Origin of the sequence: Blastopirellula marina DSM 3645, assembly GCF_000153105.1 — a bacterium.
Lineage (GTDB): Bacteria > Planctomycetota > Planctomycetia > Pirellulales > Pirellulaceae > Blastopirellula > Blastopirellula marina.
The window spans coordinates 924,547-943,676 of sequence record NZ_CH672377.1 but is presented as its reverse complement, the minus strand read 5'-3'; the positions used below and the strand labels follow the sequence as shown (position 1 = coordinate 943,676).

Genomic DNA, 19,130 nt, shown 5'->3' with positions numbered 1-19,130 from the left:
TAAGCGGCCGAGGACACCACACAGCTGGCAAGGAAAATCGCTATGACGGGAGAAATCGGAACAGAAAACCGCTGGCTAAGGCTCTTAAAGGCATGGCCCGAGAAAATGCCGCAGCAAGGACTGGTCGTCACCACGCTGAACGAACAGATCCCATTTACCGGATTTGTATTTGATGACGAAATCATGTTGCTGCAGCGACCCGCGCCCGACGCGATGGGGGGGCGGCAAGTTTTTGTCCCCTTTGAGTCGATCGCTTGTTTGAAAATCACGGCCGTCGTGCCGACCAAGATGTTCAACGAATTTGGCTTCAGCGGCTCGTTGCCCAAGATTTAACGTTTTGCAGACAAAGAAGAATGGAACACGGCAAGGGCACGGATGCAGGACGGTAAAGCAGAGACGCAAGCAATTAGAAAAACGGAACACTAGCCCGCTGCGCCAGTTTTGAGGTTGCGCTATTTGGCCGAACGGATTCTGGGTTGGCCCGGATAGCTCCGCTATCGGGGCCGACGAAGTCGGTAGGAGGCGTCGAGCCGCGGTCGGACTTACTTCGGTGATCGCTATACCGTTGGAAATGACGAAAAGCCGCTGAACTGCTTACGGGGAACCAATGCCTCTTACGGCTGCGCCGCCCCGATAGCGGAGCTATCGCGGCCAACCAGGGAAATAACGCAACTTCAAAAAACGCGCTTCGGCGACGAAGAAAGAAAACTTCTCATGCGGCGAATTTACCTCGACCATAACACGACCACTCCGATTGCTCCCAGCGTGCAAGAGGCGATGCTGCCGTTCTTGGCGGAGTATTTTTCGACGCCTGATTTTGAATATCCGCCGTCGCGGATTGTCGAAGAGACATTGGAAGACGCGCGGGGCCAGATCGCCAATTTGATTGGCGCAACCAACGAAGAAATTGTCTTCACCTCCAGCGGAACCGAAAGCATTAACCTGGCGATCCAGGGGACGTTCTTTCGTAATCCGGCCGACATCGGCGGGCATTTGGTTATCTCGGCGCTCGAGCATGCGGCGGTTACCGAGACCGCGCGGTTTCTCAAGCAATTGGGAGTCGAACTGACCTACGTTCGCTGCGACAAAAATGGGGTCGTCGATCCGGAAGAGGTCGAAAATGCAATTCGCCCCGAGACGCGCCTGGTTTGCGTGACGCTGGCCAATCACGAAATCGGCGTGATTCAGCCGCTGCGACAGATTGCCGACCTTTGCCGCAGTCGCGGCGTGCTGCTGCATGCCGACGCCGTCCAGGCTTGCGGCAAGATACGGGTGCAAGTTCAGGAATTAGGAGTCGATCTGCTCAGTCTTTCGGCCCACAAGTTCTACGGTCCTAAAGGCGCCGCCGCGCTTTATATTCGCAACGGCACGCCGCTCGCGCCGCTCTTGCATGGCGAAGGTCAAGAACGCGGACTGCGCAGCGGACAAGAGAATGTCGCCGCGCTGATCGGCATGGGCGCCGCAGCAGATTTGGTTCGTCGTTGCCTGGATGATTCGGCCGGCGTGCAAGCCAAACTGCGCGACATGCTGCAGGATCGCCTTAGCGCCGGCATTTCCGATCGCTTGGAGATTCCCGGCGCCAAAGCAGAACGCCTGCCCAATACGATCTCGGTCCAGTTTCCCGGCGTTAACGCAGCGCGGCTCTTGCGACAGGCCGATTCAATTTGTGCGTACACGACCGCATCCATGCATACGGGTCCCGCCGGAAATTCACCGACGCTGACCGCGATCGGCCTGGGCGACGACGCGGCGGCCGGAACGATTCGCTTTAGCGTCGGCTGGTACACGTCAGAAGAAGAGATCGAAGAAGCGGCCGATCTGCTGGTCTCGGCCTGGTCGAATCTGGTGCGGTAGGCTTGCCGCTGCGAAGAAGAGAACTTTCGCCCTGGTTTCTCCCCCCCCCAAAAAAAAATTAGGCGAACGCTGTGCGGCTGATGTCGATATGGTGACGCTTTCTAGTCTTCACTTGGTTCGAAATCGGTTGCCGGCGCTGCAGCAATACGCTGCTTTCGACGGAGCGAAAGGCGACTGTTGGGTTCGCTTGCTGAACAGCGCTCTCGGGTCGCGGAAAATTGCCCGTTGACAATGCGCACGGATTCGTGGTCGATTGCCACGCGGCGAGAAGATAGGGAAGTTCCTCCTGCACCCATCTGACTCGGGGACGAGCAGTCGTCGGCGCATGCGCCCTACTCCAACAGACGTTGGCAGTCCGGCTAGTTGGGCCCATATCGAAACCAGCAGGTCGAATGACCCGATCGCCGGGCTCCCCAAAAAAAGATCGGTCCGGTCCTGTCCAACCTTGCGAACGAGAAAACAGGGCGATCCGGTCCAGTCCAACCTTTCGCACGAGAAAACAGGGCGATCCGGTCCAGTCCAACCTTTCGCACGAGAAAGCAGGGCGATCCGGTCCAGTCCAACCTTTCGCACGAGAAAGCAGGGCGATCCGGTCCAGTCCAACCTTTCGCACGAGAAAACAGGGCGATCCGGTCCAGTCCAACCTTGCGAACGAGAAAACAGGGCGATCCGGTCCAGTCCAACCTTTCGCACGAGAAAACAGGGCGATCCGGTCTCATTGGGGCAGCAGACAGCGCGGCTGCGGCTATATTCCCCAAATTAACGCTCGGGCTGTTGGGGGCAATGGCTCGAAAAAAATTGCCGCGGTCCGGTCCGATCCAAATGGGACATTCGTCGCGGGGCGATTGACGCTCTTGGGGCGCCTGTTGAGAATCGGAGCAAACTCTCACACGGCCCTTTCCTAGGAAAGCGAATGATGCAGCGACAAACGACCGGCGCACCGGGACTGGATGAACTTTTAGGGGGTGGGCTCGTCCCGGGCACGCTGACGGTGGTGGTCGGCGCGACCGGAATTGGGAAGACGCAGCTCGGCGTCCATTTCGCGCATGCCGGCGTCAAAACGGAGGGGAACAGCGGCGTCTTCTTTGACATGAGTTCACGCGGCGATTCGCAGAATCACGCCGCTTATGCGCAGCGGATGGTCGACTGGAAGCTGACGCGATGCGACTCGCAGGCCAAGCCGAATCTCGACGACTTTTTTGCCGCGGAGGCCGACTACGGCAACTTTCTGCATGTCTTTGACTATGCCGGCAAGCGGGTCACCAAACGGGATCTCGACTGGGACGCTTGGCACGAGTGGCAAGGCGAGTTGAACGTGAAACTGGCGACGACGATCGGCTTTCTCTACGGCAATCTATGTCGCGGTTCACGGCGCGTGGTGATTGATGGGATCGAACCGGTCGACACGCCGAGCGAATCGATTCAGTTCAATCTGTTTGAGTACGTCTATCACCAGATCTTGCGAAAGGATCCGATGTGGGTCGCCAGAGACCTGTTTCGCCAGAAGTTTCGCGAGCATGCCGCCGAAGCGGAACGTCAAGCGTACGATCCGGCGCAGGTCTGCTGCATGCTGTTGCAGACCTCGAAAGAAGCGATGCTCGATGACTTGATCTCGCGTCCGCTCGACGAAGGAGACATCCTCTCGGGCGCGAACACGATCATCTATCTGGGCAAGTTTATGGATGGGCGAAAACTACGCCGAGCGATGTACGTCCCCAAGCACCGCGGCAGCGCCGTGACCGACGAAATTGTTCCGTACACGATCGACGACGCCGGTCTGCATTTTGAAGGGTAGCTCGCTGGAGCCGGTCTTTTGGGAGAGGGCGATATTAACCGCGAGCCATGTCGGCGCGATATTTGGCTTCTTCCGCTTTTTGGATGAACATCGGGTCGCGAGTTCCCTCGAAGGCGCGTTGGTAGGTCACCGACAGGGCGGTGAAGTTGAACGGATCGGTCGGCTCCAGTTCGCAGACCTTCTCGGCGTGTTCGACCGCCGCAGCGTGTTTGTCCAACTTTTGATAAACGATGGAGAGCGCCATGTGAGAGAGGACATGCGTTGGATCGACGGCAAGCGCTGCTTGGTATTGCGCAGCGGCTTCGTCCAACTTGCCAGCTTCATTGAGGCTCTCGCCGGCTTTGTAGAGTTCTTTTGCGGTCGACATAGGGAATGCTCTGGCGGGGTTGGAATCGACGATTGGGTCCACTTCTCCGAATTATACGTGATTTCCGGCGAAATCCCAGGCGTGCAACCCACGGTGAACTTCAGTACATTGGCGTTTCGCAGCAAGGAGTTAGAGCAAACCTGTTTGGATCGGCAACGCGTAAAATGAGCGAGTATTTCCTCCAGATCGGCGGCGAAGAGCGCGGCCCCTTTTCTCTCTTTCAACTCGAATCGCAGCCGATCTCGGAATCGACGCCAATCCGGTTGGAAGGAACCGACGATTGGCGCCGCGCCGGTGACTTCCCAGAACTACAGCGGTTGTTCCGCGGCGGAAGCGGCGATCAGTATGGAGATTTTCGGGATTTAGCGGCGGAGCCTTCTCCCTACGCTTCACCGCAAGCGGAGCTCCACGTCACCGATGACAGCGGATCCGCCGCGCCGAGATGGCTGGGGATGATCTCGTGCGGCCTAGGCATCCTATCGTGGCTGCTTTTGCTTGGATTTTTTGGCTATGTGGTCTTTATGGTGATCCAAGAAGAACAAGGCGGCGGAGAACCGCCGGAGGCCGTTTTGTTCGCCATTGGGCTCAGCATTTGTTTTAACTTTGTCATCATGCTAGCGGGGTTGCTTTTGGGAGGGATCGGCGTTTTATTGCCGGAATCTGGCAAGGGCTGGGCGATTGTGGGAGTGATCGCCAACGGCTTGCCGCTCTTGATATTAGGGGGGCTGATTCTGTTGGGCTTGCTGCTGGGCTGATCTTTTTGGTCTTCACGCGGGCACGCCTTTCGGGGTAAAACCGAGGAGATTTCGCGGGTTAGGACGTTTTGCGCGATTCTCTCGCCTCCAGTTCGTCGATATACCGGGGAAGTGAATAAGCTTCGGCTCCGTTGGCAAGGATTGCTATCACGAGCCGCAGCCCAGGGCAATACAACTTCCATCAGCAAAAGGATTTGCTGTGACAGAGATCCACCCGACCGCGGTCGTATCACCCCAGGCACGTCTGGGCGCTGATGTTCAAATCGGACCATTTTGCGTCATCGAAGCCGGCGTGGAGGTAGGAGATCGCTGTCGACTGGAGTCTTTTGTCACCATCAAATCGGGCTCGATCGTCGGCTGCGACAATCGCATCTGTGATCATGCTGTCATTGGGGGCGCCGCCCAGCACATTCGTGCTCCGGAGCTGTCAGGCCGCTTGGTGATCGGTGATCGCAATCAAATTCGCGAGTTTGTCACGATCCACCGCGCCTTGAATGCCGGCGAAACGACGACGGTCGGCAACGACTGCTTGCTGATGGTTCAGGCCCACATCGGCCACGATAGCATCATCGGCAACAACGTCATCCTCACGAACAACTCGCTCGTCGCCGGGCACGTGGTCATCGAAGATCGCGCTTATGTCTCTGGCGCCGTCGCGATCCACCAGTTTTGCCGCGTCGGTCGTTTCGCCATGGTGGGCGGACAAGCGCACGTCGTGCAAGACGTTCCCCCTTACGTCACGGTCGACGGCTGTTCGAGCCTGGTCGTCGGTCTGAATTTGGTCGGTCTAAAACGAAACGGTTTCGACGCCGAAGCGATTCGCGAATTGAAAAAAGCGTACCGCATCTTGTACCGCTCGAACCTAACCAACGGCGAGTCGCTCGAGCGAATTCGGATGGAATTCGCCGGTCGCGCCGCCGAGCATTTTCATACGTTCCTGGCGCCCAGCAAGCGAGGCTTCATCCAAGCTCGCAGCCGCGGCCATCAACGCCCGATCAACGATCCGGTCAAGCTGCGCGTGATGCCGGGGGATCAAACCGATCAAAACGAAAACGTCAAAGTTCGCCAGGCTGGTTAGAATCCGTCGGCGCCAACTTGCTTGCTGCTGAGTGTTACAAGACGCTGGCCACGCTCCTGGCCAGCGTTTTTTTGTCTCTTGGCGGCCAGAACGCAAAAAAAAAGGCCGCGAGCAATTTGCTCACGGCCTCTTCGATGGATCCGATCAAAACGGCCTAGGGCCGCGTTTGACTTACTTCTTCTTTTTCTTGCCGCCGTTGCGGATCGCAGCTTGTGCGGCCGCCAGGCGGGCGATCGGCACGCGGAACGGCGAGCAGCTGACGTAGTCGAGTCCCACGCGATGGCAGAAGTCGATCGACGCCGGATCGCCGCCGTGTTCGCCGCAGATGCCGACCTTCAGTTTCTTGCTGGTCGAGCGACCCTTGGTGACGCCCATTTCAACCAACTGGCCGACGCCGGAAGTGTCGAGCGATTGGAACGGGTCAACCGGCAACAGTTCTCGGTGGAGGTAATCCGGCAGGAACGTGTTGATGTCGTCACGGCTGAAGCCGAAGGTCATCTGCGTCAAGTCGTTGGTGCCAAAGCTGAAGAACTCGGCATGTTCGGCGACTTCATCCGCGGTCAACGCGGCACGCGGAATCTCGATCATCGTGCCGATCAAGATCGGCAGTTCGCCGGTGAAATTGGCGTCGGCTTTGACCTTTTCGATCGTCGCTTCGGCCATGCCGCGAAGCAGCTTCAGTTCGGCGGCGGTTCCGACCAGCGGGATCATGATTTCCGGCTGAGCGTCGATCCGCTTCTTCTTGCATTCGATCGCCGCTTCGACAATCGCGGTCACCTGCATCTCGAGGATTTCGGGATAGGTGACGCTCAAGCGACAACCGCGGTGACCGAGCATCGGGTTCGATTCGTGCAACTGTGCGACCCGCGACCGAACCTTATCGGCCGAAACGCCGATTTCCTTGGCGATCTCGGCTTGCGCCTTTTTGTCGTGCGGCAGGAATTCGTGCAACGGCGGATCGAGCAGACGAACGGTGACCGGCAGGCCCTTCATCGCGGTGAAGATGCCGACAAAGTCTTTGCGTTGGAACGGCAGCAATTTGCCGAGCGCCTTGCGACGCGTCGCTTCGTCTTCGGCGAGAATCATTTCTCGCATCAGGCCGATACGTTCGTCTTCAAAGAACATGTGCTCGGTGCGGCAGAGGCCGATCCCTTCGGCGCCAAAGTCGCGGGCACGTTGCGAGTCGGCCGGCGTGTCAGCGTTGGTGCGAATGCCGAGGGTGCGGTACTCGTCGGCCCACTTCATGACCTTCGAGAAGTCGCCGGAGAGCTTCGGCTCGCTGGTCGAAACGCTGCCCAACATTACTTCGCCGGTCGAACCATCGAGCGACAGAATGTCTTTCGGGCCGTAGGTTTTGCCGCCGACCTTGATCTTCTTCGCTTTGGCGTCGATTTCGATTTCGCCGGCGCCGGCGACGCAGCAACGTCCCCAACCGCGAGCAACCACCGCCGCGTGACTGGTCATACCGCCGGTGCTGGTCAAAATACCAGCGGCGCTGTGCATGCCGTCGATGTCTTCAGGGCTGGTTTCTTTACGAACCAACAGCACCTTTTCGCCGGCGTGCGTTCGTTCGACCGCTTCTTCCGCCGAGAAGGCCAAAGCACCGACCGCGGCGCCAGGCGAAGCGGGCAAGCCGCGCGTCAGGACCGTCGCCGACGCTTTGCCAGCCGCGTCAAAGCTGGGGAGCAGCAGTTGCGTCAGGTCATTGGCCGGGATGCGTTCCAGGGCCGTCATTTCGTCGATCAGGCCTTCTTTGACCATATCGCAGGCGATCTTCACCGCGGCGGCGCCGGTACGTTTACCGTTACGCGTTTGCAGCATGAACAGCTCGCCGCGTTCGATCGTGAACTCGATGTCCTGCACGTCTTTGTAGTGCGTTTCGAGCGTATCTTTGATCTCGATCAGTTGCTTGTAGACGGCGCGGTTCCACTTCGACATCTCCGAGACCGGCTGCGGAGTACGAATGCCGGCGACGACGTCTTCGCCCTGGGCGTTGATCAGGAACTCGCCGTAGAACTTGTTTTCGCCGTTCGACGGATTACGGGTGAACGCGACGCCGGTGCCGGAGTCATCGCCCATGTTGCCGTAAACCATCGACTGCACGTTGACGGCGGTGCCGAGCAGGCCGCGGATGTTTTCGACTTCACGATAACGAACGGCGCGGGAGGTGTTCCAGCTCTTAAAGACCGCTTCGATCGACAGTTCCAACTGCTTCAGCGGATCCTGCGGGAAGTCTTCGCCGGTCGCCTTCTTGTAGACCGCTTTGTACGCTTCGCACAGTTCGATCATGCCTTGGGCCGGCACATCGGTGTCGAGCGCGGCGCCGTACTTCATCTTGATTTTGGAGAACGCTTCTTCAAAGTCGTGGTGATCCATTCCCATCACGACGTCGCCAAACATGTTGATCAAGCGGCGATAGGCGTCGTAGGCGAAACGCTCGTTGTTGGTCGCGTTCGCCAGGCCGACGACCGAAGCGTCGGTCAGACCCAGGTTGAGAATCGTGTTCATCATGCCGGGCATCGAGACGGCGGCGCCGGAGCGAACCGAAACGAGCAGCGGGTTCTTGTCATCGCCGAGCTTCTTTTTCAGCTCTTTTTCGAGCGTCGCGATGTTCTTGGCGACTTCTTCTTGCATCGCCTTCGGCAGCTTTTCGCCACCTTTGTAGTAGAGATCGCACACCTCGGTGGTGATGGTGAATCCAGGCGGAACCGGCAAGCCGATGTTGGTCATGCCGGCCAGGTTCAAACCTTTGCCGCCGAGAATCGCTTTGCTGACCCCTTTGCCTTCGGTCTTCGTTTTACCGAAGTAGTAGACCATCTTCGCGCTTTTGGCAGCCGCCTTCTTTTTCGCCATCTTTTCAAACCTTCTGTACGTTGAGTTGCACGATGCGTGTGTGGGGAAAATTCCGCTTTGTATGGTCGCGAACGAGGAAGGCGACGCCTGTTAGCGGCGCATTCACCTACCACAGATCGGTATCTGCAAGCTAGACAAAGCCAGCAATGTAATGGAGGCTTCTTTCGAGCGTCAAGTACACAAGAGATGTGCCTGCGTCAGTTTTTTGCCCGAAAACGCCCTCTTTTTCACTTCGCGGCGATCTTATCCACGCCCATGAACGAGCGCAAAACCGCCGGGATCTCGATCGACCCGTCGGCCTGTTGATAGTTCTCGAGCACGGCGATGATCCCGCGACTGATCGCGATCGCGGTGCCGTTTAGGGTGTGGGCGAACTGCGTTCCCTTCTCCCCTTTGGTTCTGTAGCGAATGTTGAGTCGTCGCGCTTGGTAGTCGGTGCAGTTCGAGGTGCTGGTCACTTCGCCCCATTCGCCGGCTTCGCCGCGGCCCGGCATCCAGGCCTCCAGGTCAAATTTACGATAGGCGGGCCCCCCTAAATCTCCGGTCGCCGTGTCGACAACGCGATAGGGAATGCCGAGTCCATCGAAGATCTGGCATTCCAGATCACAGAATTTATCGAGCGTTGCGTCGCTTTGGTCGGGGAGCGTAAACGCGAACATTTCGACCTTGGTGAATTGGTGAACCCGATAGAGCCCGCGTGAGGCGCGACCGGCCGAGCCGGCTTCGGTTCGATAGCAGTGGCTCATCCCGCAATAAAGCTTCGGCAAGTCTTCCGCTTCCAGCACTTTGCCGGCGTTCATGCCGCCCAGGGTGATCTCGGCCGTCGCGACCAGATTCAGGTCGGTATTCTCGACGCTGTAGATTTGGGTCTCGGGACCACGCGGAATAAATCCGACGCCGTGCAAGATTTCGGTCCGAGCCAGGTCTGGCGTGATCGTCGGCGTGAAGCCTTCTTTCATCAAAATTTCGAGAACGTACCGCTGCAGGGCTAGTTCTAGCAGCACCGCTTCGTTCTTCAAAAAGTAGAACCCGGCGCCGGCGACTTGGGCGCCCGACTCAAAGTCGATCAGGTCGAGATTTTCGCCCAACTCGACATGATCGAGAACCTTGAAATCAAACTTGCGGGGCTCGGTCTTACCGCGGCGTAGTTCAAGATTCGCCTGGTCGTCGGCGCCAATCGGAGCGGCTGGATGCGTCAGATTGGGGATCAGCCGCAGCAGATCGACGATCTCGGCGTCGAGACGATCGACTTCCTTTTGGGCGGCGTCTTTCTCTTCGCGCAGCTTGCGACCTTCTTCGATGATCTGTGGTCGTTCTTCGGCTGAGGCCTTGCCGATCAATTTGCTGGTCTCGTTGGCGCGACGGTTGAAATCTTCCGTCTCTTGCTGCTTCTGGCGACGCGCCGTTTCGAGCGCAGCCACTTTGGCTACGTCGGCGTCAACGCCGCGGAGTCGGCAGTTTTCTTGGACGAGATCGACGTTGTCGAGTACGAACTTACGGTCGAGCATGATATAGACAGATCGGGGAAAGTTAGGCTTGGTTCGGGGTGATTTTGCTCAGCGTGTGCCAAAGTGCGGCGCTGGCCTTGATGCCGCGATGAAAGTCGGCCAGACAGAATTTCTCGTTCGGGCTGTGCGTGTTGTCGTCGTTCAGTCCCCAGCCAAGCAGCAGGACGTCGACACCCAGTTGTTCGACAAAGCTGGTCACGATCGGAATCGAGCCCCCTTCGCGAATAAAGACCGGCGGACGGCCAAAGCCTTTTTCGATCGCCGTCGCGGCGGCCGACATGTAGGGACTGTCCAACGGCACGACAAAGCCCGGTGCGCCGTGGAAATCGGTCAGTTCCATCCGAATCCCGGGAGGCACGAGCGCTTCAAGATGCGTTTTGAGCGATTCGGACAACTGGGCCGGATCTTGATGCGGGACCAGGCGAAAACTGAATTTCGCGGACGCTTTGGCGGGAAGAACCGTCTTGGCGCCTTCTCCTTGGTAGCCTGACGTGATGCCGTTGATGTCAAACGTCGGTCGGGTCCAGCGGCGTTCGAGCGTCGAATATCCTGATTCGCCGGTCAGACCTTCGACGCCGATCGAGCGCATGAAGTCAGCATCGCTAAAGTCGAGCGAGCCAAACTGATTTCGTTCTTCGTCGGTCAGCGGATCGACATCGTCATAAAAGCCGGGGACTTGGATTTTGCCTTTCTCGTCAATCAGCGACGCGAGCATCTTGCTGAGCGTGTTGGCCGGATTGGTGACCGCGCCGCCAAACGTGCCGCTATGTAGGTCTTGTTTGGGGCCGAACAATTTCAGTTCGTAGTAAGCGATTCCCTTCAAGCCATAGGTGATCGCCGGCTGGCCGGGACCAAACTGGCTGTTGTCGCTGATGACGACGACGTCGCACTCGAGCAGGTCATCATTTTCTTTGATGAACGGCGTCAGGTGTTCGCTGCCGATCTCTTCTTCCCCTTCGATCAGAAATTTGACCTGAAGCGGGAGCTTGCCGACCGATTTGATCCAGGCTTCGACGCTTTTCACATGCGTCAGCATCTGCCCTTTGTCGTCGGTAGCGCCGCGAGCATAGATATTGCCGTCGCGAATGGTCGGTTCAAACGGAGGGCTCTTCCATTCTTCCAAAGGTTCCGGCGGCTGCACGTCGTAGTGTCCGTAGACCAGCGCGACGGGAGCTCCCGGAACAGCCGGGCTCTCGGCATAGACGATGGGGTGCCCTGGCGTTTCAAAAATTTTCGTTTCAAAGCCAAGCTGGTCAAACTGCCGATGCATCCATGCAGCGGCGTCACGAACGTCCGCTTTATAACGGCTGTCGGTGCTGACGCTGGGAATTTTGAGCAGTTCGCAAAGATCGGCTTCAAACTTGGACCGATTTTCGGTTAGAAACGTCTGTAGTTCAGACATGAATACTCAGAGTGAATTGAAAGATGGGCGGTCCTTGAACAGACCGAAAAATTAGTTCCCGCAAACGGCAGCGGTACAATATAATGGCAGGCCGCAGCTACGAGTATGCCACACCCCGCAGCGGGAACCTGTTGGAGGAGTGAAGTTTACGCGGTTTCGCCTGGAACCTTTGGACGGAAAGCATGGGGAACAACGAATCAGCCGTCGCTGAACCTTGGGAAGCGACAACGGTTAAATCAAAACCGAAAAATGATACCAAACGGAAAAAGCAGCCACGTTATAACGTGATTTTGTGGAACGATGACGACCATACGTACGATTACGTCATTCTGATGATGCGTGATCTGTTCGGGCATCCGGTCGAAGCGGGCTTCAAAATCGCCGAAACGGTGGACGCGGCCGGTCGAGCGATCTGTTTGACCACGACGCGCGAACATGCCGAGCTAAAGCGGGACCAGATCCACGCTTACGGCAAGGATGAGCTGATGGCCCGATCCAAAGGGTCGATGTCGGCGACGATTGAACCGATAGAATAGCCGCAAACTTCCCTGTTTAACAATTCGATCTCACCCGAACCGATCCGCGCACTGCGCGGGATCGGTTATTTTGTTGGCGATGATGACTGAAAAAGCACTGAAAACGGTCACGCTGGGCTGCAAAGTCAACCAGTACGAAACAGAACTTGTCCGCGAAGGTCTGGTGACCGCCGGCTATCGAGATGCGATTACCGAAGAGCCGGCCGATCTCTGTATCGTGAACACTTGCACAGTCACCAACGAAGGGGACTCGAAAAGTCGTCAGGTCATTCGCCGACTGGCGCGCGACAATCCCGACGCACGAATTGTCGTCATGGGATGCTACGCGACCCGGGCTCCAGCAGAGCTGGCCGTGTTGCCAAATGTCGTCGAAGTGGTGGAGAACAAGCGGGAAATTCCCGATTTATTGGGTCGCTTTGGCGTGATCGACGTTCCCACGGGGCTCTCGACTTTCGGCGACCGCCATCGCGCCTTTGTGAAGGTGCAGGATGGATGTCTGCTGCGCTGCACGTTTTGCATCATTCCGACAGTTCGTCCGGAGATGTACAGCCGCTCTAGCGAAGAGATCATCGCCGAAGTCGCTCGTCTGGCCGACAACGGCTTTCGTGAGATCGTCCTGACCGGAATTCATCTGGGGCACTACGGCGTCGATCAAAATCGGGGCAAGTCAAAAGCGGAATGGATGCGTCTAGCGCATCTCGTGCGAAGTTTGGCGCGACTGGACGGCGACTTTCGTATTCGGATGAGCAGTATCGAAGCGACCGAGGTGACCCGCGAGCTGATCGAGGTAATGGGAGAGTTTCCCGATCGCGTTTGCCCTCACTTGCATATCTCGATGCAAAGCGGGTCGGACTCAGTGTTACGGCGGATGCGTCGTCGCTGGGGAGCGCAACGATTTGTCGATCGCTGCAAGTTGCTGCAGACCAGTCTGGATCAGCCGGCGATCTCGACCGACATCATCGTCGGCTTCCCCGGCGAGACCGAAGCCGAGTTCGAAGAGACCTGTGCGGTGTCGCGAGAAGTGGGGTTCTCGAAGATTCATATCTTCCCGTTTAGTCCACGCAAGGGAACGCCTGCGGCGGAAATGCCGGATCACATTCCCGGCGACGTGAAATCGGATCGCCGCCGTCGTCTGGCGGACGTCGAAGCGGCGTCTCGACAAATCTATTTTGATTCGCTCGTCGGGCGGCAACTGGAAGTCTTGGGCGAATCGTCCGAGACTGACGAGTCTGGCCGCGCCCTCGTGCGGGGAACCGCGTGCCGCTATGCGCCGGTCACGTTTGAAGGGGCGGCCGGTGATGTTGGAAATCTCCGACGAGTTCTTGTGAAGTCGGCCCAGGCGGATCATTTGATCGCGACTCTGACCTGATTCGGGTTTTGCTCAAGAGCAACAGAACGGTTGTAGCGAAGGCGCAAACCTTACGATCGTTCCATTTGCTCGATGCTAGCGTTTTCTGCCGCGCCGCTCGCTAATCGCCGATGAAATAGAGAAGAGAAATGTGCACCCTGCACCGAAGGCATTCCGAAGCGAGGCGACCAAGTGGCGACTGCAGTATCAAAAGAAGCCGGCATTCTGTTGGAAGCAGGCACCAACGAAGCGGAAATTCTCGTCTTTCAAGTTGGAGATCAAAACTTTGGCGTGAATGTCGCCAAAGTGAAGGAAGTGCTGGAAATCGGCGAAGTGACGTCGATTCCGCACGGACATCCGGCGATCGAAGGCTTGGCGCAGATTCGTAACGAAGTCGTGACGCTGGTGAATCTGGCGCGCTTTCTGTATGGCGACGAAGAGTTCTCGCGGACAAGCAGCGGCAAAGACTATTTGTTGTTGCTCGAATTCAATTCGCAACAGCTTGCGTTTCGCGTGCAAAGCATTCAGCGGATCTATCGCGTTAGTTGGGCGTCGACCAAGCCGCTGCCGGAAGTGACCGGCATGAATCCTCCCGTCACTAGCATTATCTTGTTGGATGGGCGACTGATTCAGATTCTTGATTTTGAATCAATCGGCAACGGCATCGGGCATTTCGGCCTGGCCGAGTCGAACCAACAAAGTCATGTGGAGCACATCAGCGCCGCCAATTGTCCGATCATCTTCGCCGAAGATTCGCGGATGATCTCGGAGATGATCCAGGATTCGTTGTATGCGGCAGGCTTCTCTAACCTGCGTGGATTTACCGATGGAGAAGACGCGTTGCACTATCTGCGTCAACTGGCGACCCAGCACGACACATCGACGATTCGATCGGCTGTCAGCGTCGTGGTGACCGATGTCGAAATGCCGCGGATGGATGGTTTTAGCTTGGCGAAACAGATCCGTAGTCATCAGGTGTTGGCCGAACTGCCGATTGTCATCTTTTCGTCGCTCGTGTCGCGCGACAATGAAAAGAAGGGAAAACAGGTGGGCGTCTCGTGCCAGGTCGCCAAGCCGCGGTATGACGAGTTGGTCGTGAAGATCCGCGAAGCGGCCGGGATCTGTTAACGCTGTAAGCGTTTGGGCGATCCTCGACTGCTAGCAATTTGATCGCGTCGCCATTGCTCTTCTTTTCGCTAAAAATCAGCTCAAGATTCGGCTTGCTCTTGTCGGGGCGCATTTGCTACTGTTCGCCCCGGTCGCGCGGCCTTTGTAGGTCGCGACAATCTTTACGTCCGTGCGAACTTGAGAGCAAGGATGCGAAACCTACAGATCAATTTGGCGGCGATTCTCTTTTTGGCGGCCAGCGCAGCAGCGCTTGCGGCTCCTCCTTGGGCTCGCTTGATCCCGTTCAAGAGCGTCGAAGCCGATGTCAATCAGCCGTATCAACTGACCGACACGAATGGTCCCTGGATGATCATGGCGACCTCGTTCAGTGGTCCCGGCGCGGCGCAAGACGCTCATAACCTGGTGATGGAGCTGCGTAAGGACTTCGATATGGAAGCCTACGTCTTTGAGCAGGCTTATGACTTCACCGAAAAGGTGCAAGGCTTGGGCTTCAACCAGTATGGCGAGCGCAAGACGATGCGATACGCCGACGAAGGCAAATACACCAGCATCGCCGTGTTGGTCGGCAACTTTGAAACGGTCGACGACGATGGCTTGAAAAAGACGCTCGAAAAACTGAAAGACGCCAAGCCGCAGTGCATGACCGGCGAGACGCAAACCACGCAAAATGACCCGATCAAATATCTCCGTCGCAAAATTCGGGAAGCGGTCACCGACAAAGAGAAGAAAGAGAAAGGCCCCATGGGGCACGCTTTCGTCTCACGCAATCCGCTGCTTCCGGATGAATACTTCGCGCCGAAGGGGATCGACCCGCTGATCTTGAAGATCAACAACGGGGTCGTGAACAGCCTGCTCGATTGCGAAGGGAAGTACAGCGTTCGCGTCGCGACATTTTCCGGAGCGACCGAAGTTGACGCCAAGCGGATCGCCGAGATTGAAAAGAAGAATGACCTTAGCCGCACACGATTGGCGGACGCCGCCGAAAAAGCGGAACGCTTGACCGCTCGCTTGCGCAAGCAAGGAGTTCCGGCTTACGTCTTTCATGATCGCTCGGAAAGCATGGTCACCGTCGGCTCGTTTGAATCGGTCGGCTCCGAACGTGCGGACGGAAAAATGGAAATCAATCCGCAGATCAATCGAATTATCAACGACTTCCGCGCGACTCCCGAACCCGGCACAGCCAACTTCAAGCCGAAGACGATCGACGGCGTCCCGTTTGACGTGCAGCCGGTGCCGGTCACGGTGCCGAAGCGCAGCGTTGGCGGCGAGTACGCGAAGTGGAATTTTCTGAAATAGCTTCGCTGTTCGCATTGCGATCGAAGAACCAAACGAAGACTTCTCATCCTGCGATGAGAAGTCTTTTTCTTTTCCCACGCCCCCGTATGGTCGCGACGGCCGGCTTGCTAAATTGAGTGCAGTGGGTGGACTTTGGGAGCGAGGGCGAGATGCCGGAAAAACGAGAGTTGGTGCTCGGGACGCACAACAAAAAGAAGGGCGCCGAGATGGCCAAGCTGCTTGCGCCTTTGGGGATCGAATTGCGAACCCTCGCCCAAACGCCGCGGGCCATCGAAGTCGAGGAAGACGCCGATTCGTTTGCCGGCAACGCCGAAAAGAAAGCGACCGAGCAAGCCATCCATCTCGGCATGTGGGTGCTGGCCGAAGATAGCGGACTTTGCGTCGATGCGCTGGCCGGCGAGCCGGGGATCTACTCCGCCCGATTTTCGGGACTGGAAGCGACCGATGAGTCCAACAACCGGCTGCTGCTAGAAAAGTTGGCCGGAGTGCAGGACGCCAGACGCACGGCGCACTACGTTTGTTGTATGCGGCTTGCTTCTCCCAGCGGCGAGATCATGGCGGCCAGCGAGGGCGTTTGCTGCGGCCGGATTGTCCGCCAAGAGCGTGGAACCGGCGGATTTGGCTACGACCCGCTCTTCGAGCTGATCGAATATCGGCGGACGTTTGGAGAGATGGGGGGCGCGGTCAAAGCGATGCTGAGTCACCGAGCGAGAGCTTCTCGCCGCTTGTTGCCCCAATTGCGGCAACTGCAGATCTCAGGGAAGTGGGGCCGCGAGTCCCCGTAGGATAGGCGGCCAAGAAAAAAAATGAGCGAGCCGTTGGGATGACGTCGACTCGCTCTTTATGAAATGTAGACCGTTAGATGACCTCCGTAGATTAGCAAAGCAGTTATAATCATTGCAATAGCATTTGGACAATTTTCGACGAATTTCTTTGCGGAGCCAGATCGTGACGATGCGACAAATCATTCCAGCCCTGCTGGCATTTTGGATTGCGGTCTCGATTCCGGCGCAGGCCCAATGCGAAACGATTGACGCGTGGATCGAAGAGAAGCTGCCGGCTTTGCTGGAAATCTACAAAGATCTCCATGCGCACCCGGAGGTTTCGTACGAAGAAGCGGTCACCTCGAAAAAGCTGGCCGATCTACTGCGCGATTCCGGCTATGAGGTGACGACCGACGTAGGGGGACACGGCGTCGTGGCGGTGCTCAAAAACGGCGCTGGCCCGACGTTGATGATCCGAGCCGATATGGATGGTCTGCCGGTGACCGAACAAACCGAGTTGGTTTATGCGTCGCAGGAAGAGATCACCACCAAAGACGGAATCCAGACCGGCGTGATGCATGCCTGCGGTCACGACGTTCACATGACCAACCAGATCGGCGTCGCCTGGTTCATGGCGACCCACCGCGACCTGTGGGAAGGAACGCTAGTCTTGATCTGCCAGCCTGCCGAGGAGCGAGGCGCCGGCGCGAAAGCAATGCTCGAAGCTGGTTTGTTAGAACGATTTCCGAAGCCGGATCAGGCTTTGGCGCTGCATGTCTCGGCGACATTGCCGTCCGGCACGATCGGCTATCGGGCTGGGTACGCGATGGCGAACGTCGACAGCGTCGATATTACGGTGCACGGCCGCGGCGGACATGGCGCTTATCCCCAAGCGACCATCGACCCCATCGTACAGGCCGCTGAGCTGGTGATGTCGCTGCAGACGATTGTCAGTCGCGAAATCAAACCGGTGGATCCGGCCGTGATTACGGTTGGCGCTATTCATGGCGGCGCCAAGCACAATGTGATCAGCGATCGCTGCGATTTGAAGTTGACCGTTCGCAGCTATGGTGAAAAAGTGCGTGCACAGCTGCGGGAAGCGATTACGCGCCGCGCGAACGCAATCGCCCAAGCCTACAACGCGCCTGAGCCGACGATCCACTACTCGGAAGGAACGCCCAGCCTGTTTAACGACCAGGATTTGGCGAAACAGATGGTGTCGGTCTTTCGTGATACCTTGGGAGAGGAGCAGGTCGTCCCGAGCGAGCCTTCGATGGGGGGAGAGGACTTTGGCCGCTATGGTTTGGCGGGCGTCCCCATCTTGATGTTTCAGTTAGGGTCGGTAGAGCAGAAGCGGCTCGACCGATTCGCCGAATTGGGGCAATCTCCTCCTTCGCTCCATTCGCCGAAATATTATCCGGACATCAAGCCAACCTTAAATACAGGACTGCGGGCGATGATTGCAGGTGCGCTCGACTTGCTTCAGGCGCCGGCTGCCGCAGATCAGCGCAATTAGAATGCAAAAATTGCGAATAGGCTTGATGATCGGCGGCTATTTTTTGCTGGTCGCAGCGGTAGTCACCGCGATCGGTTCGGCGCGAAGTTGGGCTTTAGTGGAACTGGATACGGCGGACAGCCGAGAGCAATGGAGCGAGTTTCGGCATCATGTGCAGATCCAGATGGAAGAGGGGGGATCGCCAGTAGCTCGTACGGTGCCCAAAAGCACCGAACCGCCCACTTTTGTTCTGCTAAGAGATCATTATTACGTATTGCTGGCCTTCGTTTTGCTGATAGTTACGCTGCTGTATTGGGTGACGGTTTGGATGATCTCCGGAGCGATGCGAACCTCGACCCATTTTGGCGACTCCCGGTCGTAGGAACGCCTACACATGAGCGCCTGTCTCGAATTAGAATGAATGCATGAGTCCGTCCAGTCGGCAAAACGAAACGCGTCAACCAGAACTGCTTGTGCGGCATTGGCCGCTGGTGCAGTCTCCCTGGGAGACAGGCGCGATGGCCGTCGCATTTGCTGCGGTGGGGCTGATCGCCTATTACGCGTCGCATAGCACGTCGCTGGGACTGCTTTGCACGTTGCTGCTGTTGCTAACGTCCTGGCGCATGTGGCTGCCGGCGATGTTTGAGATCGGTCCGCGCGGAATCGTGCAGAGGAATCTGTGGGGCCAACGCCGCATTCAGTGGCGCAATGTCGAAAGCTGTCAGCTGCAGCGCAAAGGAGTGGTGATCTATCTCACGTCCGACGCTTCGGCGGCCGCCGAGTTGAGCAACGTCTATATCTCGGGGCCTGGTCAGGTCGATGAGATTCGGGAAATCATCGAGTTCTATCTGCAGATTCGCCGCGCCGGCGGCGGTTCGTCGATTCTGCGTCATGACGACAGCGCCGATTCGATCGGCGCACCGCCGGTACCGACTTCGCGAACTTAGCCGC

At 57.4% G+C, this 19,130-nt stretch carries 17 protein-coding genes; 13 read left to right on the top strand and 4 right to left on the bottom strand.

The window, feature by feature from the left end; translation table 11 throughout:
- Positions 1–42 precede the first annotated feature (42 nt).
- The 3 genes from DSM3645_RS22850 to DSM3645_RS22840 all read left to right on the top strand — a co-directional run bounded on the left by DSM3645_RS22850 (position 43) and on the right by DSM3645_RS22840 (position 3,649).
- Positions 43–333, top strand: coding sequence for a hypothetical protein (locus DSM3645_RS22850; RefSeq protein WP_002654979.1), 291 nt, complete (start codon positions 43–45; stop codon positions 331–333).
- A gap of 381 nt (positions 334–714) precedes the next feature.
- Positions 715–1,854, top strand: coding sequence for a cysteine desulfurase family protein (locus tag DSM3645_RS22845; RefSeq protein WP_040352949.1), 1,140 nt, complete (start codon positions 715–717; stop codon positions 1,852–1,854).
- A 913-nt stretch (positions 1,855–2,767) separates the two neighbouring features.
- The gene (locus DSM3645_RS22840; RefSeq protein WP_002654975.1) at positions 2,768–3,649 is read left to right on the top strand and encodes an RAD55 family ATPase; all 882 of its coding nucleotides are present in this window, start codon (positions 2,768–2,770) and stop codon (positions 3,647–3,649) included.
- A 34-nt stretch (positions 3,650–3,683) separates the two neighbouring features.
- On the opposite strand, the gene DSM3645_RS22835 is transcribed toward DSM3645_RS22840, so the two are convergent.
- Entirely contained in the window at positions 3,684–4,016 is a 333-nt protein-coding gene (locus DSM3645_RS22835; protein WP_002654974.1) for a tetratricopeptide repeat protein, read from the bottom strand.
- A gap of 164 nt (positions 4,017–4,180) precedes the next feature.
- Between DSM3645_RS22835 and DSM3645_RS22830 the strand changes: the two genes are divergently transcribed.
- Positions 4,181–4,771, top strand: coding sequence for a DUF4339 domain-containing protein (locus tag DSM3645_RS22830; protein ID WP_002654973.1), 591 nt, complete (start codon positions 4,181–4,183; stop codon positions 4,769–4,771).
- A gap of 199 nt (positions 4,772–4,970) precedes the next feature.
- Entirely contained in the window at positions 4,971–5,849 is an 879-nt protein-coding gene (lpxA, locus tag DSM3645_RS22825) for an acyl-ACP--UDP-N-acetylglucosamine O-acyltransferase (RefSeq protein WP_002654972.1), read from the top strand.
- Positions 5,850–6,020: 171 nt separating this feature from the next.
- On the opposite strand, the gene ppdK is transcribed toward lpxA, so the two are convergent.
- The 3 genes from ppdK to DSM3645_RS22810 form a co-directional block, all read right to left on the bottom strand.
- A complete protein-coding gene (ppdK, locus tag DSM3645_RS22820) occupies positions 6,021–8,702 on the bottom strand; it encodes a pyruvate, phosphate dikinase (RefSeq protein ID WP_002654970.1) in 2,682 nt (893 codons plus the stop codon).
- A gap of 227 nt (positions 8,703–8,929) precedes the next feature.
- Entirely contained in the window at positions 8,930–10,210 is a 1,281-nt protein-coding gene (gene serS / locus DSM3645_RS22815; RefSeq protein WP_002654969.1) for a serine--tRNA ligase, read from the bottom strand.
- 22 nt (positions 10,211–10,232) lie between these two features.
- Entirely contained in the window at positions 10,233–11,612 is a 1,380-nt protein-coding gene (locus DSM3645_RS22810; RefSeq protein ID WP_002654968.1) for a dipeptidase, read from the bottom strand.
- 182 nt (positions 11,613–11,794) lie between these two features.
- On the opposite strand from DSM3645_RS22810, the gene DSM3645_RS22805 reads away from it, so the two are divergent.
- From DSM3645_RS22805 to DSM3645_RS22770, 8 genes are all read left to right on the top strand, one after another.
- Positions 11,795–12,148: an ATP-dependent Clp protease adaptor ClpS gene (locus DSM3645_RS22805; RefSeq protein WP_002654967.1), complete on the top strand. Its 354-nt coding sequence runs from the start codon at positions 11,795–11,797 to the stop codon at positions 12,146–12,148.
- An 82-nt stretch (positions 12,149–12,230) separates the two neighbouring features.
- Positions 12,231–13,517, top strand: a complete 1,287-nt coding sequence (mtaB, locus tag DSM3645_RS22800; RefSeq protein ID WP_040353243.1) for a tRNA (N(6)-L-threonylcarbamoyladenosine(37)-C(2))-methylthiotransferase MtaB — start codon at positions 12,231–12,233, stop codon at positions 13,515–13,517.
- Between the two features lie 171 nt (positions 13,518–13,688).
- Positions 13,689–14,624, top strand: coding sequence for a chemotaxis protein (locus DSM3645_RS22795; protein WP_002654965.1), 936 nt, complete (start codon positions 13,689–13,691; stop codon positions 14,622–14,624).
- 189 nt (positions 14,625–14,813) lie between these two features.
- Positions 14,814–15,920 (top strand): hypothetical protein, encoded by a 1,107-nt coding sequence (locus DSM3645_RS22790; protein ID WP_002654964.1) that lies wholly within the window; start codon positions 14,814–14,816, stop codon positions 15,918–15,920.
- Positions 15,921–16,069: 149 nt separating this feature from the next.
- Entirely contained in the window at positions 16,070–16,705 is a 636-nt protein-coding gene (gene rdgB / locus DSM3645_RS22785) for an RdgB/HAM1 family non-canonical purine NTP pyrophosphatase (RefSeq protein ID WP_040353242.1), read from the top strand.
- A 169-nt stretch (positions 16,706–16,874) separates the two neighbouring features.
- Complete coding sequence (locus DSM3645_RS22780; RefSeq protein ID WP_116344601.1) at positions 16,875–18,200, top strand: M20 metallopeptidase family protein; 1,326 nt, start codon at positions 16,875–16,877, stop codon at positions 18,198–18,200.
- Position 18,201: 1 nt separating this feature from the next.
- On the top strand, positions 18,202–18,561 hold the full coding sequence (locus DSM3645_RS22775; RefSeq protein ID WP_002654961.1) for a hypothetical protein: 360 nt from the start codon (positions 18,202–18,204) through the stop codon (positions 18,559–18,561).
- Positions 18,562–18,604: 43 nt separating this feature from the next.
- Complete coding sequence (locus DSM3645_RS22770) at positions 18,605–19,126, top strand: hypothetical protein (protein ID WP_002654960.1); 522 nt, start codon at positions 18,605–18,607, stop codon at positions 19,124–19,126.
- Positions 19,127–19,130: the final 4 nt, after the last annotated feature.

Coding starts and splice junctions, on each gene's coding strand:
- mtaB (WP_040353243.1), top strand. CDS start 12,231: ATGACTGAAAAAGCACTGAAAACGGTCACGCTGGGCTGCAAAGTCAAC.
- DSM3645_RS22835 (WP_002654974.1), bottom strand. CDS start 4,016: ATGTCGACCGCAAAAGAACTCTACAAAGCCGGCGAGAGCCTCAATGAA.
- DSM3645_RS22830 (WP_002654973.1), top strand. CDS start 4,181: ATGAGCGAGTATTTCCTCCAGATCGGCGGCGAAGAGCGCGGCCCCTTT.
- DSM3645_RS22770 (WP_002654960.1), top strand. CDS start 18,605: ATGAGTCCGTCCAGTCGGCAAAACGAAACGCGTCAACCAGAACTGCTT.
- DSM3645_RS22810 (WP_002654968.1), bottom strand. CDS start 11,612: ATGTCTGAACTACAGACGTTTCTAACCGAAAATCGGTCCAAGTTTGAA.
- DSM3645_RS22780 (WP_116344601.1), top strand. CDS start 16,875: ATGCGACAAATCATTCCAGCCCTGCTGGCATTTTGGATTGCGGTCTCG.
- ppdK (WP_002654970.1), bottom strand. CDS start 8,702: ATGGCGAAAAAGAAGGCGGCTGCCAAAAGCGCGAAGATGGTCTACTAC.
- DSM3645_RS22845 (WP_040352949.1), top strand. CDS start 715: ATGCGGCGAATTTACCTCGACCATAACACGACCACTCCGATTGCTCCC.
- DSM3645_RS22850 (WP_002654979.1), top strand. CDS start 43: ATGACGGGAGAAATCGGAACAGAAAACCGCTGGCTAAGGCTCTTAAAG.
- DSM3645_RS22790 (WP_002654964.1), top strand. CDS start 14,814: ATGCGAAACCTACAGATCAATTTGGCGGCGATTCTCTTTTTGGCGGCC.
- serS (WP_002654969.1), bottom strand. CDS start 10,210: ATGCTCGACCGTAAGTTCGTACTCGACAACGTCGATCTCGTCCAAGAA.
- DSM3645_RS22775 (WP_002654961.1), top strand. CDS start 18,202: ATGCAAAAATTGCGAATAGGCTTGATGATCGGCGGCTATTTTTTGCTG.
- DSM3645_RS22805 (WP_002654967.1), top strand. CDS start 11,795: ATGGGGAACAACGAATCAGCCGTCGCTGAACCTTGGGAAGCGACAACG.
- rdgB (WP_040353242.1), top strand. CDS start 16,070: ATGCCGGAAAAACGAGAGTTGGTGCTCGGGACGCACAACAAAAAGAAG.
- DSM3645_RS22840 (WP_002654975.1), top strand. CDS start 2,768: ATGATGCAGCGACAAACGACCGGCGCACCGGGACTGGATGAACTTTTA.